The sequence below is a fragment of the Actinophytocola glycyrrhizae genome (genome assembly GCF_042653545.1).
Taxonomy (GTDB): domain Bacteria; phylum Actinomycetota; class Actinomycetes; order Mycobacteriales; family Pseudonocardiaceae; genus Actinophytocola; species Actinophytocola glycyrrhizae.
This window is the reverse complement of the sequence record NZ_JBHSIS010000027.1, coordinates 123030-141794: the sequence shown is the minus strand read 5'-3', so window position 1 is coordinate 141794 and position 18765 is coordinate 123030. Positions and strand designations below refer to the sequence as shown.

The 18765-nt window shown below is 67.5% G+C and carries 8 protein-coding genes; all 8 read right to left on the bottom strand.

The genetic code is table 11. The annotated features are described in order from the left end of the window. Nucleotides 1-4 precede the first annotated feature (4 nt). A complete protein-coding gene (locus ACFPCV_RS37560) occupies nt 5-676 on the bottom strand; it encodes an NAD-dependent epimerase/dehydratase family protein (protein ID WP_378062179.1) in 672 nt (223 codons plus the stop codon). A gap of 248 nt (nt 677-924) precedes the next feature. Next, complete coding sequence (locus ACFPCV_RS37555; protein ID WP_378062178.1) at nt 925-1821, bottom strand: phytanoyl-CoA dioxygenase family protein; 897 nt, start codon at nt 1819-1821, stop codon at nt 925-927. A gap of 6 nt (nt 1822-1827) precedes the next feature. Then, entirely contained in the window at nt 1828-3045 is a 1218-nt protein-coding gene (locus ACFPCV_RS37550) for a condensation domain-containing protein (RefSeq protein ID WP_378062176.1), read from the bottom strand. 38 nt (nt 3046-3083) lie between these two features. Then, nucleotides 3084-4256 carry a cytochrome P450 gene (locus ACFPCV_RS37545; protein ID WP_378062174.1) on the bottom strand — a complete coding sequence of 391 codons (1173 nt, stop codon included), beginning with the start codon at nt 4254-4256 and terminating at the stop codon, nt 3084-3086. Further along, complete coding sequence (locus ACFPCV_RS37540; RefSeq protein ID WP_378062172.1) at nt 4238-4966, bottom strand: thioesterase II family protein; 729 nt, start codon at nt 4964-4966, stop codon at nt 4238-4240. The genes ACFPCV_RS37545 and ACFPCV_RS37540 overlap by 19 nt, the downstream gene beginning before the upstream one ends. After that, nucleotides 4966-11103 carry an SDR family NAD(P)-dependent oxidoreductase gene (locus ACFPCV_RS37535; RefSeq protein ID WP_378062170.1) on the bottom strand — a complete coding sequence of 2046 codons (6138 nt, stop codon included), beginning with the start codon at nt 11101-11103 and terminating at the stop codon, nt 4966-4968. The genes ACFPCV_RS37540 and ACFPCV_RS37535 overlap by 1 nt, the downstream gene beginning before the upstream one ends. After that, on the bottom strand, nt 11078-16537 hold the full coding sequence (locus ACFPCV_RS37530; protein ID WP_378062168.1) for an amino acid adenylation domain-containing protein: 5460 nt from the start codon (nt 16535-16537) through the stop codon (nt 11078-11080). Before ACFPCV_RS37530 ends, ACFPCV_RS37535 begins: the two co-directional genes overlap by 26 nt. Next, the gene (locus ACFPCV_RS37525) at nt 16534-18258 is read right to left on the bottom strand and encodes a carbamoyltransferase family protein (protein WP_378062295.1); all 1725 of its coding nucleotides are present in this window, start codon (nt 18256-18258) and stop codon (nt 16534-16536) included. The genes ACFPCV_RS37530 and ACFPCV_RS37525 overlap by 4 nt, the downstream gene beginning before the upstream one ends. Nucleotides 18259-18765 lie beyond the last annotated feature (507 nt).

Below are 18765 nucleotides of genomic sequence, written 5' to 3'. Positions count from 1 at the left end.
CCGGTCATGCGCCGGCGAGCGCAGCCACCTGCGCGGGTGACAGCCAACCGCGTTGTTCCACGGCCGCGACGGCGCTCGGGCGGGTCAGCCAGTCCCAGGTATCTGCCGCGGTCTGCAGCCCGGTCCTACCGAGTCCCTCGGGTACCACGTCACCTTCTTGGGCGTAGATGTCGAAATCCATCCCGTTCTCCGGGATCCACAACGGAATGTCCGTCCATGGCGTGCAGTGCGGATGCAACACGTCGTCCGCCACCCAGGTGATCGGCCGGGAGCACCCCACTGCGGAAGCGCCCGCAGCCAACAACGCCCCGAAGGTGGCCGAGCCCGCAGGGGTGGAGGTGAGCGACCGGGTCCCCAAGCAGTCCTGGGCCGCCAGAGCCAGGATCGTCTCGGCCGCGTCCCGGACATCCACGTAGCGGATCGGCCGACCCGGTCGCCCCGGCGCCACGACCGGTAGCCCCGATGCCAGGTTCTGGAGCCAGTAGGGCAGGCGGCCGCAGTACTCGCGGGGGCCCAGTACGAGCCCCAGCCGGACGACCAGTCCTCGCTGCCCGCAACGGTGGACAAACCGCTCCGCGTCCCGCTTGCGCGCCGCGTAGTGGTCCCCGTCGCCGGTGGCGGTGCTTGCCACCACAGTGGAGACGTAGCAGTACCGACCGATGGCGTTGCCCAGCACTGACACGCTCCGTTCGACCACGGCCGGGTTTCCGGCCCACGTGTCGAGTACGAGGTCCCAATGCTCGTCAGCCAGTCCCTGGACATCGCGGTCCCGCTCGCGATCACCTCGGCGCCAGGCGACACCGGGAACATCCGGAGCCGCCGGATCTCGGTTGAAGACCGTGACTCGCCAACCAAGGCCCGAAGCCGTGCACACTAGGTGATGTCCGACGAACCTCCCACCGCCCAGGACCAACACACGCACCGTCATCCCGCTCCCCTGGCCGCCACCGGCCACGTCAACGGGCACAACCTGGCGTCGGTGTAGTCGGGGACGCCGTCTCGGCGGCGGACGAAGGCGTCATGCACGTACTCGTCGGTCGCCGACCGCTGCTCGTATCGGTTGTCACCCGGCTGGAGGTGGATGCTGATGCCATCCCGGGTCCGAGCGGACGTGTTGGCTCCGCTGCCATGCAGGGTCAGGCAGTGGTGGAAGGTGACCTGTCCGGCACGGATCGCGCCGGTGACAGGATCGTCGTGGATCCCGGACGCGGCCAACCACCGCCGCATTCGCTCCTGCCCGGTGGCCGTGAAGTTCTGCTCGTCGCGCAGGGCGCGGACCTCGGGATGGTCCGGCCAGCGATGGCTGGCGCTGTAGTAGCGGATCGGCCCCATGTCCACAGAGGTGTCCTGCAACGGCACCCACGCCGTCAACATCTGGCGGCTCGAGCATGTCCGCCAGTAGGCGGCGTCGCAGTGCACGCCCACAGTCGCATAGCGGGAGTGATCGCCTGGTGACTTCCTGATCATCGCCGTGTTGAAGATGCGCAGTGTCCGCGCTCCGCTCAGTTCGGCCGCGATCTCGTGAATGCGTGGCGTCATCACCAGGTCGTACACCGCCTGGTACTGGAGGGCGAAGTACTGGTTCAGGCGGGGTGGGCGCGGGAGTGAGCCGTCCCAGGCCAGGAACTCCCTCAGGACGTCTGGAAAGGGCCCGTCCCGCTCCGCGGTGTCCAACTGGTCGCACAGGCTCCGCACACGCCGCAATGCGTCCGGCGGCACGATGATGTCAGAGACCCACCAGCCGAAGCGCTGGTAGTGCTCGGCGGGTGTCGAGCCGTCGAGGGGGCGTAGGTAGTGGTCACCGTCGTGGTGCGTTGACAACGGCAGTCATCCCTTCGGTCCATCAACGAAGTCACTGGCAAAGCGCTCGATGAGGGCGCGCACGGGCCGCCGGGGCAAGGCCGCCGCGTTGAACTGCAGGTATCCGGTGCCGTCCAGCAGGTCGTCTACGACCAGCGAGGGCACGATCTGTCCGGACAGGACGCGGCGCTGTTCGGAGTCGGTCACTGGTAGCCGGTGACCCGGCGTGAGCGGGAGGACCGCAGTCCGCGTCCCGGGAAAGACCTCGGCCAGACCGGGGACACCGGCGAAGACGGGTCCCCGCGCCCATACGTCGTAAAGCTCCTGGGGACAAGTCATCGGGCCGACGAGGTCGGCCATCTCCGACCAGGACAGGGCCGGCGCGACAGGACACAGCGGAGAACGGTTCCCGGCGTCCGGCCGGTTGCTGGCGATGGCGAGCGACAGGTCGGAGAAGTAGCCGAGGGTGTCGTCTGTTGGCCGCAGGTCGAGGCGGCTGGTGGCGAAGGCGGTGATCAGCTGCGTCCGTCCGAACTGCGCCGCGGCGGCCGTGAGGTATGCCTCCAGGAATCGGAGGAACGGAGTCGACCCGTCCGAAGGCGCTCGCTGCCGCCAGCGGTCCATGGCGTCGCGGCCGATGACGAACGGTATGCACCGCGGGTCCAGCGCGGTCATTTCCGGCTCGAGTGTCTGCCGGGTGCGTACGGCGTCGGCCACCGCGGTCCGGATAGAGGGGGCCCAGGACACACCGCACCGGCTGGCGCGTTCGGCACGAGCCGCCTCGACGAATTCGATGTACTGGCCGGGGGGTCCGGTGCTCCCGGGTTCGGCGTACTCGCGCGCAAGCAGACTCAGGAACGTGCGCATCGACACGCCGTCCCAGATCAGGTGAGAGAAGGCGAAGGAAATGATGTGCGCGTCGGGACCCAGCGCGACCACGGAGACCCGCCACAGGGGCGCGCGGCCAAGGTCGAAGTGCTGCCATTCCTGCACTGTTAGGAGTGCATCCGGGTCGGGGCACCGCGGCACGAGATCGAGCGGTAGGTCAAGGTCGTCGCGCACGCGCATCGAGGCGGTCGTCGTAGTGTCCAGCTCAGCGCGGAGCACTCCATGCCGCTGGACGAGCAGGGCGAGGGCGGCGGCGAACCGGTCGATCTCGAACGGACCGTCCACCCGCAGTGCCAGGAACGGGTTGCGGAACGGCACCGCCCGGTCTGCGGTCTGAAACGCCAGGTTCGCGAGCATGTACTCCTGCTGCGGTGCCAGCGGCCATCGGGTTGTGGTCATACCAGCCTGACCGGTAACGCGTGCACGCCGTAGATCAGCACCTTTGTCCGGTACTCCATCTCGTCGTCGCCTGCCGCCAAGGACAGCTGCGGGAACGTGCGGACCAAGTGATCAAACGCCACCCGCATCTCCAGTTGCGCAAGTGCGGCGCCCAGGCACAGGTGCGGACCGTGTCCGAATGCGAGGTGCGGCCGCCGGGGACGCTCCATGTCGAACTCATTGGGCCGTTCGAAGATCCGCTCATCACGGTTGGCCACGGTGAGCAGCACCATCACCCCATCACCGGCGCGGATGTGGGCTCCGGCGAGATCAATGTCCACGGTGGCAACCCGGGACATCGTCTGCGCAACGGTGAGGAACCGCAATAGCTCCTCGACGGCGCGGTTGACGAGTTGTGGCCGTCGACAGAGCAGCTCCCACTGAGCCGGGTGCTTAAGCAGCGAGTACAGCCCGATGCCGATCGCGTTCACCGTGGTGACGTGACCGGCCACCAGCAGCAGCCGGCACAGGTCGACCAACGTCTCGGGGTCCATACCGTGGCTCTGGCTCGCCATGGCCAACCGGCCCACCACCGAGTCGGACGGCCGGCGCAGTTCTCGTTCGACGACCAACCGCATGTAGCTGCCGAGGTCATCAACGGCCGCGTCCACCTCGGCGTCGCTGGCCGTGGCGCTCAACGTGCGCGCGCCCATCGATTGCAGCAACTCGTGGTCCTCGTCAGGAACGGCCAGCAGACGGCAGATCACAGTCGATGGCAGCGGCATGGCGAAGGTCGACATGAACTCAGCAGTGCACTCACGCTCCATGGCGCCGCTGAGATCGCGGACGATCTGCTCCACGACCGGCCGCAGGCGCGCGATCGCCCTGCCACGGAACTCCTCGGCCAGAAAACGCCGTAGGAAGGTGTGCCGGGGCGGGTCATCGCGAATCAGCGAACTCGGCGAGCGGCGCACGGGGAAACCGGGTTTCCTGGCGTCTGAGCTGAACCGTGTGTCTGCCAGGACTCTCCTGGCCTCGTCGTACCTGGTGACGAGCCAGACCTGCCGACCGTCGGCGAGGCCCGCCCGGACGATCGGCCCCTCCTGCGCCATGGCGAAGTAGTCCGACGGTGGATGCAGGGGGTGTTCTCGTGTACCGGGGTAGGTGTAGGTCATGTCGAGCCACTGCATTCAGGGAGAAGGTCGAGATCCTTAAACCAGGTGAGCAGGTCACCGGCAACCTCGGTGACGGAGTCGGAGATCAGAAAGTGGCCGCCGTCCAGCCTGCGTACGACAACTGGCCGGGTGCTGTGGGCGGTCCATGCGAGCAGGTCGGCGTAGCGGACCGAGCGGTCCTGGAGTCCGCCCAGGACCAGCATGGGAACATCCACGGTACCGGGCGCCCGGTCACCGTAGTCCTCGAACGCCTCGATGTCAGCTCGTAGGACGGGGAGCACGAATTCACGCACCTCCGGATCGGTTGCCAGCGCGGACACCTGACCCGGATACCGCTCTCGCAAGGCAGTGGAGAACTCGTCGTCGGCCAGATGCGCGAACCTGCCGACGGATGCGATCCGGTTCGGCGCGGCCGCTGACAGGACAACCAGCGCGCTGGGTCGCCGGCCGATCGCGCTGGCCTGCCGGGAGAACTCAAAGGCCACCAACGCGCCGAGGCTCGCACCGAGCACGACGTATCCCGGTCGCAGTGCACACCCGATCCGGTACAGGCTCTCTCCGGCCAGATCGGGCACCGTGTTCAGCAGTGGCTCGCCAGACCGCAGGTGATGCCCTGGGTAGTCGACGAGCATCGGGTCCAAGCCCCGAAGCAGCGGAACGAGAGGAGTGAAGGCGTGCGAACTCCCGCCCGCGAAGGGAAACAGCACCATCTGCCGCGGCGGCATCAGTCCATCGCCCGCGCGGTACCGGCTTCCAGGGTCCTGGCCAGTTCGGCGAGAGTGGCGGTGCCCAGGACGACCGCGGGCGCGATTCGCTGACCGAACTCCTTGGAGACGCGGCCTACCACCTGGGTCGCGTACAGCGAGTCGCCGCCGAGGCCGACGAAGGTGTCGTCACGAGAAACAGTGTCCAAACGCAGCACGTTCGCCCAGATCTGTCCCAGGCGCCGTTCAACGTCTCCCTCTAGGCCGACAAGTTCGAGGGTCGCCGGTTGTCCGGGGTCCGTTTGTTCGTCGTCGAGCACATGGCCAGCGACGACGAGTCCCGTGCGGGCTTCCCGGACATCACGCGCCGTCACGAGAACGCACGGTTCGCCAAGTTGGACGGCCCGTTTGAGTGCCGACACCGCGAGGTCGTCGGTTATCCCACCGTCATCTACGGGATATCCGTCAGAGCAGGACCGCTCCTGGCTACCGTCCTTGACCACGACCACCTTGCCGATGTGCTCGGCACGGGACATGTACAGAAACGCCTCGGTAACCGACTCCTCCGGAAAGGTCCGGTACGGCAGTGGCCGGATCGCTGACTCACGCAACAGGTCACTCACCTCGTCCAAGGTGGACTCATAGCGAGGCGATTCGACGTCCGGGTAGTACGCGGCGAACGTGGTACCCCGGCTGAACAACTCCATGTCGAGCGGTCGGCCGGACAGGATGTCCCGCCGACCCATCTCCACGAACCGTCCGCCAGCACGCAGGCAACGCAGGCCCGCTTCGATGAACTCGCCACCCAACGAGTTGAGGACGATGTCCACGCCGCCTCGGTCGATCACCTCGCGTTCGAAGTCGAGGCTGCGGGAGTCGAAGACCTCTGCCACACCCATCGCTAGCGCGAGTTCTCGTTTCTCCGGCGTGCTCGCGGTTCCGAAGACCGTGAGGCCGAGGTGGCGGGCTATCTGCGCTGCTGCCGAACCCACGCCGCCGGTGACGGCGTGGACGAGGACAGTCTCCCCCGGGCGGGCTCTGGCCAGATCCACCATGCAGTCGTACGCGGTGGTGAAGGCGACCGGGATCGTGGCCGACTGCTCGAAGTTGAGCCCGCGCGGGATCTGCCGGACCAACCGCGCCGGCATAGTGACGAAGTCGTCGAAGCATGCCTCACCGAGTCCGAAGACGGCATCACCGACACGGAGCGACTCGACCTGTGCGCCCACCACGACCACGACGCCCGCGCATTCGAGGCCGAACCGATATCCTTCAGGATGGTCAAGTAGGCCCGCAGCGATGAGGGCCTCCTTGAAGTTCAGGCCGGTCGCCCGGACCTCGACGATCACTTCGCCGGGGGCGCACGTCGGCTGAGGCGCTGCCTCGAACCTCAGCGAGTTCACATCACCGGGGATCCGCTGGCGCAGGGTCCGGGACCGGCCGCCTGGCACGGCCGGGCCAGCAAGTCGGCCGGGCTCGATCCGTCGCAGTTGGTAACCCCGCACCTCGAGGAGCGGTTCTCCGATCGGCGTAAGGCACTCGACGTCCAGGCTGATTACGTCCGCCGCCGGGCTCCTCGTGCTGATGAGGCTGCGCACGTCACGGGGCAGTGGCCGCCACACGACTATGCGTTCATAGGACATCGGCACGTACTGGTCGTCGAGATCGGTGAGGCTGGCACCGAGGGCGTTGTCGAGCAGCGCTGGATGCAGCGGATGGGCCGGCAAATCCGCATCGAACGCCTCGGCGAGCACGGAGCGGGCCTCGATCCGGCCATCCTGTGCCGGTCGCGTGCCACCGGCGCAGTCCCAGCGCGGCCCGAACCGTACCAGCCGCGTGCCGGACGCGGTCGGCTCGTCCTGGCGGGCTTCATCGCCGTCCGGCCACGGAGATGGCGGTTGCCGCTCGACGGAGGCCAGTGGTTCCGCCATGGCGACAGTGCACGTCGCGGTCGTCAGGGGGGCCGAGCCGGCTTCTGCGCAGCGCACCGTCACCGCCCAGTCCGGCTTCCTGGCCACGAACTCGATGTCAATGGCGAGTTCCGCGTCCGCAGAACCACCGGTGGGGCGGAGCAGGTCGAGTCCGCGAAGTTCCACGAACTCCAGACCGAGGAGCTCCCGCGCCGCGCGGTAGACCAATTCGATGATCCCGGTGCCGGGCAGGATCGGCTGCCCGTCGACGACGTGCTCCTGTCGGCGCCAGTCGGCGGCGGGCATCGACGTGTGCCAGACCCTGAGCGAGCCGTCGTCAGTCGGCTTCGCCTTGCGCGCCGCGTTGACTGCCATGCCTGATTCGGTGAGCGCGTCGTAGCCGAGACTGACGACCCGCGGACCCCGGGCGGTCGCCTGCTCCGCCCAAGCGTCGAGGTAAGCGTTGGCCGAACTGTAGTCGGCGTGCCCTATTCCGCCGATCCGGGATGACATGGACGAGCACAGCGCAATCCAGCGGGTGGCGTCATCGGCGACAACGTGCTTCAACACTTGAGTTCCGTCCACCTTCGGGGACACGACCGAGGTCACGTGATCGGTGTCCAGTGCCGAGACAAGCATGCCGCTCGCGACACCGGCCGCGTGCACGATTCCGTCGAAGGGGCCGAAGCGGTCACGGAGTTCACGCATCCCGGCTTCGTCTCGAACATCCACGTCGACCACCTCCACCACCAGTCCCTGCCGGCGCAGCCTCCGCAATCGCTGCTCGAGCATGTCGTCGTCGCGTACGGAGCCTGCCGGTCGCGGTCGTCGCGTCAGCACCAGCCGGACTGCGGACGTGGCAGCCATGGCGTCGGCCAGGGCCAGTCCGATGCCCCCCGTGCCGCCGGTGATCAGGTATGTGCTCCCGCTGCGCCACGGCTCAGGACCGAGAGGAGCCTCGATCCGTTCGTAGGTTCGGCGGCAACGACGGCCGTTGACGTAGGCGATGTCCCCGTCGGCCTCGAACGCGCCCAACTCGTCCTCGACCAGTGACGCCGACGGTTCCCCGCGTACCAGGGAGACTTCCAGGTCCGGGTACTCCTGGGGCAGGACACGACAAGGGCCCACGACCAACTCCAGCTCCGGATCCGTCGTGCCCTCCTCCGCAGGCATGACAACCAGTAGCGGTGTGTGCCGCCCCGCCCGCATCTCGGCGACCGCGGCACCGGCCCGCAGCAACGGCCAGAAGTTGTCGGTCAGCACTGTCTCGGTTGGCCGGGAACCGGCGGGTACAGCACGCGCGACGAAGACCACCGCGTCGGCGGTCCGCACGGCGTCTTCTGCTGCTGTAAGCCGCTCTCTGACGGTGGCATCGTCGCAGGTGGGCACGTTGATTACCGTCACCTCGGCATCGAGGTCTTCCGCCCACGCGGCGGATCCCGTCGTGATCACCACGCACTTTTCCGGTGTGTTCGCGGTGGCTGTGACGGGTGCGACGGCCCAGCGCGGCGCCCATATCCAAGGCTGCTCGACCAGCCGCGGTAACGCGGGCTCGGGCGAGCGGCCGGTGGTGGTCCAGGGGGTGCTGCGCTGGTGCTTGCGCCCTGGCAGTCGTACCGATCTCGGGGACAGGGACGAGAGGCCGTGGCCCCAGTGCACCCGTGCTCCCAGTTCCCAGGCATGACCGACCACCTCGGCGATGCTGGCTGGCTCTGGATGTCCCTTGCGCCACAACGCCAGCACCGGCAAGTTGATCCCGTCGTCCAACTGGCGGAACATGCCTGTCGTGGCCCGGCCGGGGCCGACCTCCAAGACGACGGCGCGTCCCTGCGCGAGCACCGCCTCGGCCGCGGCCATGAACCGGACCGGCTGCCGCAAGTGTGCCGTCCAATACCCGGGCTCGGTGAGCGCATCCGAGCACTCGAAGGCGCCCAGCAGGGTGGACGCCATCGGGATAGTGGGCCGACCGAACCGAAGTCGTTCGACGACGGCGGTGAACTCGCCCAGGACACCGTCCACCAGCCGCGAGTGTGCGGCGACGGACGTACCCAGCACCCGGTTGAGCAGGTCGTCGGAGACGAGCTTCTCTTCGAACCGGGCGATCGCATCCACGGTTCCCGACACCACACACTGGCCCGGTGCGTTGATGGCGGCGAGGTCGAGGTCATCCGGGAGAACAGCGATCAGTTCTTCTTCGGCCAGTCCGACCGCCATCATCGCGCCGGCGGGAACCTCGTGCTCCATCAACCGTCCGCGGGTGGCCACCAGTCGACTCGCGTCGGCAAGGCTGAGGATGCCGGAGAGCACGGCGGCGGGGTACTCCCCCGCGCTGTGGCCGATCATGGCCGATGGCGACAGTCCCGCCTCGATCAGGGCGCGGCCGAGGCTGTACTCGAACACAAATAGGGCTTCCTGGGCACGTTGTGCCCGGTGGATGCGTGCGGCAGCCACTGGTAGCTCCCCGGGCGCCGGGAACATCACGGTTCTGATGTCGAACCCCGTGATGTCCTGGAGAGTCGCCGCACACTCGTCAACAGCGCCAGCGAAGACGGGGTCATTGTGGTAAAGGGCCTCCCCCGCTCCGGCGTACTGGTCACCCTGACCGGGAAAGGCCAGCACCACGGGTAGGTCCGGCGACTCCGGCAGCACGTCCTCCGCGCGGCTGTGCCGTAGCTGTGTGCTCAGATCGGCGACATCGGCGGCTGCCCAGGACGCGCGCAACCGCTCCGACACCCGGCCGAGGTTCAACGTGCGCGATACGTCCTCGATCCGCAGGGACGGGTTGCGGTCCAGATGGTCGGCGAGGCGACGCCGCAGCTCCCGCAGGCGTGCCGAGGTCTGCGCCGACAGCACCACGGGAAGCGGGCGGTCGGCAGCCTTGGCCGTCCGTTCCACCGTCGGCGCTTGCTCCAGCACAGCGTGCACGTTGGTGCCACCGACACCGAAGGCACTGACACCGGCACGGCGATGCCCCACCCAGGGGGTGTTCACCGTCGGCACGTAGAACGGCCCGTCGTGCCAGGAGATCCGAGAACTGGGCACCTCGAAGTTGACACACCGGGGGATCACGGCACGCTCGACGACCAGGGCGGCCCTGATTAGGCCGATGATCCCCGCGGCAGGTCCGAGGTGCCCGATCTGGGACTTCGCGGTGCCGAGCGCGCACGTGCGAGACCCACCGGGCAAGTTGAACGCCTGGTTCAGGGCCTGGATCTCGATCGGGTCGCCCAGCGGCGTGCCGGTGCCGTGTGCCTCCACGTATCCGATCGACGCAGGGTCGACGTCGGCTAGGTGCAGGGCGTCGGCGATCGCGGCGGCCTGCCCGGAAACACTCGGCGCGGTGTACGACACCTTGTCGTTGCCATCGTTGTTGCATGCCGTCGACCGGATGATCGCGATGATCCGGTCGCCGTCACGCGCCGCGGCATTGAGCGACTTGAGCAGCACCGCGCCGCCGCCATTGCCGAACACCGACCCATCGGCCCGCTCGTCGAACGGACGCAGCCGTCCCGCAGCGGAGCAGATCGATCCTTCCTCGTAGTGGTAACCACTCACCTGCGGGGTGTGCACGTTGACCGCCCCGGCGAGCGCGACCTCGACCTCGCCGGCCGCGATACCGCGGCATGCCAGGTGCACCGCCATGAGGCCGGTGGAACAGGCGGTCTGCACGTTCAAGCTCGGTCCGGTCAACCCAAGTCGGTAGGACACCCGGGTAGCCAGGAAGTCGCCGTAGTTGCCGATGTCCGACTGCAGTCCGTGGATGGAACCGTCGAGCCAATCCTCGTCCGCGAAGCCGCTTTCGACATAGCGCAGATAGCCGTGCCTGCCACCGCCGCCGAGGACCGCGATGTGTCCACCAGCGGCTTGGGGTGTGATGCCTGCGTCCTCCATCGCCGCCCAGCACAGCTCCAGGAAGACCCTGTGCTGCGGGTCCATCGCCGCAGCCTCGCTGGGTGAGATCCCGAAGAACTCGGCGTCAATGCCGCCTGGACAGTCCACGAGACTGGTCACGGGCCGATAGGAAGCCTGCCGGGCCAGCCCTTCGGGAACGCCGGCCAGCTTGAGGTCGGCCGGAAGCAGCCGGGTGAGCAGCTCATAACCACCGAGCATGTCCTGCCAGTGCGTGTCATAATCGTTTGCGCCGGGTAGACGGCACGCCATGCCGACGATGGCTACGGCACTTGTCCCTAGCCGGTTGGCTCTGTTCGGGGTCTGCTTGGCGTTAGTGGGCACTTCGGTCGATATCAACGGCGGTCCCTCCGGGACGGTTCAGCGAGCGGACGAACCCGGTGAACGAGGAGACGGTCGGGTACTGGAGCAGGTGGCGGAGATCGAACGGGACGGCGATCGACCCCCGCAGCTTGAGGAACAGGTCCAGCAGCAGCAGCGACGATCCACCCGCCGCGAAGAACGTCATGTCGACCGCGGTCTGGCGCCGGCCGAGAACCTCCGACCACGCCTGGAGCACCGTCCGCTCCAGCGGCGAGCGCCCGGCTGCGGATCGGCTGCGCACGGGCCGGACCGAGTTACCAGGACTGCTCGCCTTGCCGCGCCGGTCCGCCGCAATAGCCGGAACGATCTCGACAATGGCCGGGATCGCATACGCCGGCAGGTGGTTCGCGAGGTGGGCGCGAACCACCTGCTCGGCCAGCAGCGCGCCTGCCCGAGGTTGCACCACAGCGCGCAGCTGAATCCCTTGGTCGCCTTCGGCTGCGTGCACGACGCAATCGGCCACCGCGTCGAGGGCCCGGACCGCGCGTTCAATCTCCACCATGTCCACGCGGAATCCACGGACCTTAATCTGTGCATCGCCCCTGCCGTGGAACTCGATCCCGTCCACATGCAAACGGGCCAGGTCCCCCGTCCGGTACGTACGGATTCCATCCGCCGCCGTGAATCCATCGCTCGTCGTCACCTGAGTCGAACCGGGGTCAAGGTAGCCGAGTGCGACCGCCGGACCGAAGACGAGAAGCTCGCCCGCCGTGTCAGCGGACCGCGACGTTGACACGACCCGGACTGTGACGTTGTCAATGGGCAGGCCGATCCCGGGGGTGTCTGGCCACCGGTGTGGGTCGTCCCCGAGATCCGCCTCCGTCACCACGTGCGTCTCCGTGGGTCCGTATTGGTTGACAAGCCGGAAACCGGCCGCGGACCCGAACGCGCGAAGCGTGTCGTCCACGAGCAGCCGTTCACCGGCCGCGATGATCCACCGCAGCGCGGGGATCTCACCCAGTTCCCGCGAAGCCCGAGCGAGCTGCCGGAGGATCAGCGGTGGGGTGAACAGCACGTCGACGGACCGCATGCGCAGCAGCCGCAGCGTGGCCTGCGGATCCACTTTGACCTCCGAGGGCACGACCACCAGGCAACCGCCGCTGACCAGGCACGACAGGAACTCCTGCAGGGACACGTCAAAGCCGACGGCCGCGAACAGAGCCGTCCGACCGGATCCGTCCGGACCGAAGCGCCGCACCTGCCAGGCCACCAGGTTGGCGACGGCCTCGAAAGGCATCGCCACGCCCTTCGGGACTCCCGTGGTTCCCGAGGTGAACAACAGGTACGCTTCGCCGTGCGGATCGAGGCGGTCCGCAGCGCCTGGCGTCGAGCCACGTTTGGCGATGCGCGCCGGAGTCACGGTCACGTCGGTCCCGTTCACGGCGACGTGGGCGGTCGGCGCGGCAAGCTCAGACAGGAGATTCCTGCGTCGCGACGGCAGATCGGCGTCGACGGGCACGATGCTCGCGCCGCGCAGCCACGTAGCCAGTGCCACGGTGACCATGCCGATCCCCCGGTGGCACTCGACCACTACCCGCGTTCCCCGGCCAACGCCGACGTCAGCCAGACGGGCTGCCAGTTCGGTCGCTTCGTTCCAGAGCTGGGCGTAAGTCCGGCAGTCCGCGCCCTCGAGCACCGCCGCCCTGTCAGGATCGCGCTCGACGTGGTCGCGGATCGCGGCTAGGAGCGCATCCCAGTCGACCGACCGTCGTGCACCGCTCAGCTCGGTGACCGCGACCGGGGCCGGTGCGGTGCGCACCGCCTGCACGTCGACGCGCGCGTCAGCCGATGCACACAACGACCCGCACAGTGCGGTGAAGGCATGGGCGTACCGGTGCTCCAGCCCGTCCTCGACACCCGCCCGTGCCACCAGGACGAGTTCGGCGGCACCGTGCCCGACCTCGCGGTTGACCGTGACGAGGAGGGGAAACTCCGTTTGCTCTTCGTACCAGGCGCTCTGGACCGACACCCCGATCGATTCCAGCTCCGTGTAGGACCGGAAGTGGGTGTAGTTGAACGCGATGTCGACGATGTGGCCCCCCGCCAACGCATGCAGCTCCGAAATGGGGAACCTACGAAAGGGCGCAGTGACCGTCTCGTCGTCGAACGTGCGCTGGATCGCCTCGCGCCACGTCAGGCCGTCGAGATCGAGCCGTGCCGGCAGCGTGTTGAGAAACAGTCCCAGGGCCTCGGTACCACCCGGCACCTCGGGCCGGCCTCCGACAACCAGCCCGCTGATCGGCGTTCCCGGCACGGCGGCACGGGCCGCGGCGTGGTGCACCGCGGTGAACACCGAGCGAGTCGGCACGCCCAACTCCTTGGCGCAGCGTTCGAGGGCCGCGCAGATCGACCGGGACAGGGGTACGCCGAGGACCCGGGATCTCCCACCAGGGCCGGTGAGATCTGGCATTACTGGTCGCCCCAGTTCGGCCAGCCGCTGGGTCCAGAAGGTCCGTGTCCCCGGATCCCTAGCGGCCTGATCAACGAGCCGCTGGTATTCCCGCAGGACCATGTCGTCCCGTAGAGCCGGCCAGGGAACCGAGCGCCTGTCCGCCCACGTCGTCAGGAGTTCGGTCACGAACAGCGACGCACTCCACCCATCGAGGATGGCGTGGTGCACGGAGACCGACAGGACGCTCGCATCGCGGTCCACCCGGTGGACGGCGACCCTGGCCAGACCTGCGACCGCGACGTCGAACCCGCGGGCTCGTTCCCGCTCACCCCACTCTCGCAGCCGCTGCTCGAGACCATCCGCGTCGGAGCTGCCCGTGCGGGCGTCGTGGAAGGTCAACTCGAGCTGAGCCGTGTCGGCGATCCGTTGTTCCAGGCCACCCCCCGGAGCCGGCTCGAAGGCCGAGCGCAACGCCGGGTGGCGAGCGGTCACTACGTCGAGAGCAGCCCGGAGGCTCTCGTCGAGAACCGCGTCGACGCGGTAGTGCAACAAGTCGTGATAGTAGGCAGGCCCGTCCAGGAGATTGTGGTAGATCATCGCCTGCTGGAGCGGTGTGGCGGGAAGCCATGCCGGTTCTGGCGCCGGGTGCGGCGTCGTCGTGCGCATGCTCGCGACGTCGGCCAACGCCGACGCTGTCCGGTGCCGGTAAACGTCGGCCAAGGTGAGTTCGATGCCGTCGTCGCGCAGTGCTCCCACCAACCGGACGGCCGAGATCGAGTCGCCGCCGACGCGGAAGAAGTTGGCGTCGGGCGCGAGGCCATCGACAGCCAGTACGGTCGCCATCGCCCGGACGATCTCCCAGCACGTGTCGGACACCGGCTCCGTCGTCGCGGCTACGCGGGTGATCTCCCGCTGGTGGAGGTGCAGCAGTGCGTTCGTGTCGAGCTTGCCGTTCACCGTGGCGGGAAAGGCGTCGACCACGACGACGATGGCGGGAAGCATGTATTCGGGAAGCAGGGTGGTGAGGTACTTGGTCACCGAAGAGGGATCGACCCGTCCGGCTGACGCCCGCACGCAAAGGCACAGCATCGCGGAATTGTCAGGACCAGTCCGTGCGGTGCCGTCATCGCGCTGCCGTACCCACACCCTCGCAGCGTCGACCCCAGGGCACCGCAATGCCGCCGCCTCCACATCGGCCGCTTCGATCCGGTGACCACGAACCTTCAGTTGCCGGTCACGGCGGCCGAGGTACTCGAGCGTGCCGTCGCCAAGCCGCCGAGCCATGTCACCGGACCGATAGAGCCGACCGGCCGGGTTCGTACCGAACTGGTCGGGAACGAACCGCTTCTCCAGCGTCGCCCGATCCGGTCCCACGTAGCCCAACGCGACCCCATCACCACCGACCAGCAGTTCGCCCGGTACGCCGTCCGGCACCGGCCGGAGCCGGTCATCGACAACAAAGATCGGCGTGTCCGGCAACCCGGCCCCGATCCGGATCCGGTGTTCGCTCGTCATAGGACGCAGTCGCTCAACCGTGCTGTGAACGGTGCACTCGGTGATGCCGTACATGTTCAGCAAGGTGGGCTGTTCAGCGCCCCAACGCTCGAACCAGTTCTCCACCGAGGGCACGCTGAGCGGCTCGGCGCAGAGAATGATCCGGTTCAACCGCGGCACCACGGCCGGGCGGTCGGCCACCGCCCGGCCGAATCCCTCAAACGCCGTGGGCGAGATGGTGAGCGACGTGACGCGGTGACGTCCCATCAGGGCGACCTGCTGGGCAGGATCGCGCCGCTCCTCCTCGGAGGCGATGACCAACGTGCCCGCGTAGCAGAGGCAGCCGTAGATCTCCCAGACCGAAGCGTCGAAGGCGAAGCTGTGGATGGAGATCCAGACCTCATGCTCCGTCCGGTCTATCACCGTCTCCGTGGCCGCGAGCAGCGAGGAGAGACCACGCCGGGAAACCGCAACGCCCTTGGGATTCCCGGACGAGCCGGAGGTGAACAGCACGTAGCACGCCCGGTCGAGACCGGATCCGTTCAAGCCGGGGATATCGGCCGGCCCGGTGGCGGTCGCGGCCATCGCGTGCGCGATGACGCGGGATCCTTGCCGGACAAGATCGGCTGAGGGCCGTACCTGGTCGATGATCGCCCGCCGACGGAGAGCTGGCAGGCGATCATCGATCGGGACGTAGCAGACGCCCGATCCGAGCGCGGCCAGCATCGCCACCACCGTCCAGCGGTCAGGCGCGACCGGCACGGTCACCACGTCATCGGCTCCGACGCCGGCACCGATCATGCTGGCCACGGTCGAATCAATCTCGCGCATCAGTTCCCGGTAAGTCAGTTCGCCCGCAGCGTCGACGAGAGCGATCCGGTCCGGGTCGGACTGCGCGGCTCGACGGATCATGTCCGACGGGTCCGGCAGATCGCGAAGCCTTGGCCGGCGGTCCCGCGCGAGCATCCTCCGGCGCTCCTTCTCGGAGAGGATGTTCAGGTCGCGCACGAGCACTACGGCATCGCGGTGAAGATGGCCGGCCGCCAGCACGACCTGATCGAGCAACCGGGCGGCAGTGGGCTGATCGTAGAAGTCCGTGCTGTAGTCGAGGCGGACCTGGCCATGGCCCAGTACGAACCGGCACTCGATCGGCTGGACACCGGCCCCGCCACCGAACTCACCGACAACGACAACGGCTGGTTCCGGGACGCCTGCCTGATCGAGCAGGACCGCTGTCCATTTCCGGAAATCTTCCACCGTGGCATACGGGTCCGGCAGTAGGGTCACCGGGAGGGTTCGGTCGTGCGGCACCGTGGCCACGCCGATCCGCACCGGTCCGCTGTCGTTGTGCCGGCTGAGCACGAGGGCGACGGCCCCGACCAAGTCCACAGCGCCGACGGCGTTGACCTCACTGGTGACTGTGGCCCGCCGGAAGCTGGGAAACTCGACGCGTCGGCGAAGCGGGAACGAGGACACGACCTCTTCTTCGGTCTGAGCCGTCGAGCGGCTGACGTCCTCGCTCACCGTTCGGTCCGCTCGCGCCGGGTGAGCAGATTCCGCCCCATCACGACGGCGTCCAGTTCGGCCCGTCGAAATGTCTCCGCTGCCTCGGCCGGTGTGCACACGATCGGCTGCCCGGCCACGTTGAAAGAGGTGTTCAGCAAGATCGGGTAGCCACTCGCGCGTCCCATGGCGGCGAGCAATCGCCAGAAGCGTGGGTTCTCGTCCTCGAAGACCGTCTGCACCCGAGCGGTGCCGTCCACGTGCGTCACGGCCGGCAGTGCGGTGCGGTAATTGTCGCGGACGTGCGCTACCAGCAGCATCTCACGGAACTGACGTTCCACACCAGTCGGCACTTCGAAGAACTGGCCAGCCTGTTGGGCGAGTACCGCCGGCGCAAACGGCCGGAAGCTCTCCCGCTTTTTCACCAGCCGATTGATACGCTCACGCATGTCCGATCGTCGCGGGTCGGCAAGGATCGACCGGTTGCCTAACGCCCGCGGTCCGAACTCCATCCGCCCGTTGAACCATCCCACTACCGCTCCGGCGAGGATCAGGCGCACCACCTCATCGATGAGCACGGCCTCGTCAAGGTCCACCTCCGCCACGATGTCGTCCGCCACCGCGGCGCGCGCCGCAACGCGACACTCCTCGTCATCGAATTCGGGGCCCAGCAGCGCGGTCGAGTCCGGTGTCGGGCGTCCATAAGTGCGCTCGAACGCCACCAGTGCCGCGCCAAGGGCGGCACCATCGTCACCGGACGCCGGCTGGACATACACCTGCTCGAACAGCCCAGTGCGCAGCAGAGTTCCGTTGAACGCGCAGTTGAGCGCAACGCCACCGGCCATCGCGATGGCCCGCGAACCGGTCAGTTCGCGGAAGTGGGACAGGACATGCAGCTGCACTAGCTGTAGCACAGCCTGGACGCCCGCAGCGACGTCCCGGTGGCGCTGCTCAATCGGGTCCGCAGGCAGCCGTCGGGGGCCGAAGACCTCCTCTATCGCCGTGATCGTGCCACGGTGGCTTTCCTTCTCCAGTGCTGTCACATCGTGCAGCAGCAACGGAATCCGGTACTCGCCCTCTGGCTCCAACTCGACGAACCGGTCCATGATCTGCCTCGCTGTGCGGCTCGGGTCCCCCCATGGGGCCAAACCCATCACCTTGTACTCACCATCGGCGAAGCGAAAGCCGAGGTACATGGTGAAGATGCCGTACAGCAGACCGACCGAGTTGATCGCGCGGACCTCTCGGAGCCGGTCCGCCGTGCCGTCCTCGCTCCAGTGCCAGATGGTCGCGGAGTTGCGCTCACCGAGTCCATCCGATACCACGACCAGCGAATCCCGATGTCCACTCGGGTAGTACGCGCTCGCGGCGTGCGCCAAGTGATGCTCGACCGGGAGATACCTGCCTCCGAAGTCATCCCCCAGCACGCGTTCTGCCTCGCGTCGATTCACCTCGGGCGACAGCGCCTCGGTGTAGAACTTCTCGTAGAAGTCGTCGTCTTCAAAGGTGGCGCGAAGGTCTCCATAGGAAAAGGCGTGCGCGACGGTAGCCACATCCGCCATCGACGCACGAGCAGCTTGTAGACAGAACCTCACCGCGTCCAACGGAAAAGCACTCGAGTGCTTGACTCTGTCAAATCGCTCCTGCGCCGCCGCAGCCACCACTTGTCCACCACGAACCAAGGCCGCAGCGGCGTCAGCCCCCTGCGTCGCCGAATACTCGAATTCAGTTAACCCAGGCATAAGTCTGCGCTTTACCGGTTGCGCCAAAGAAATCCCACTATACCCCAGGAAGTATTGGTGCTTCATTCCCGAGTCACTCGCCAAAAGGCACCTCCGAAACTCCGGCAACTACTCGCAGATGACCGTCACCGACATCGGCAACACGAAGCCCTCGACGAGGTCCACCGGCGACCCGAGTTCGGTCATCTCGTTGACGAGCGCTTCGGCGAGGCCACCGATCCGGCTCGCAGACGGTTGATCCGCCTCACGGTGAAGGCGTGCGTCAACAACCCACGCAACCTGGCGTGCTCCGGTGGATCCATGGCCAGGATGCCTGTCGACATGTTCGCCGGACGCACCCGGCACGCCTCACGCTCGGCAGCCTTCGCGCAGCTGAACCGCGGGTCAACGAGCACCATGCAAGCATCGGTATAGCGGGTGACCAGCCATGCCGTTTTCCCTTACGGTAGTCGCCGCACTCTGATCATCCCGATGTCATCGCAGATCTTCGCAAAGAGGTGATTCAGT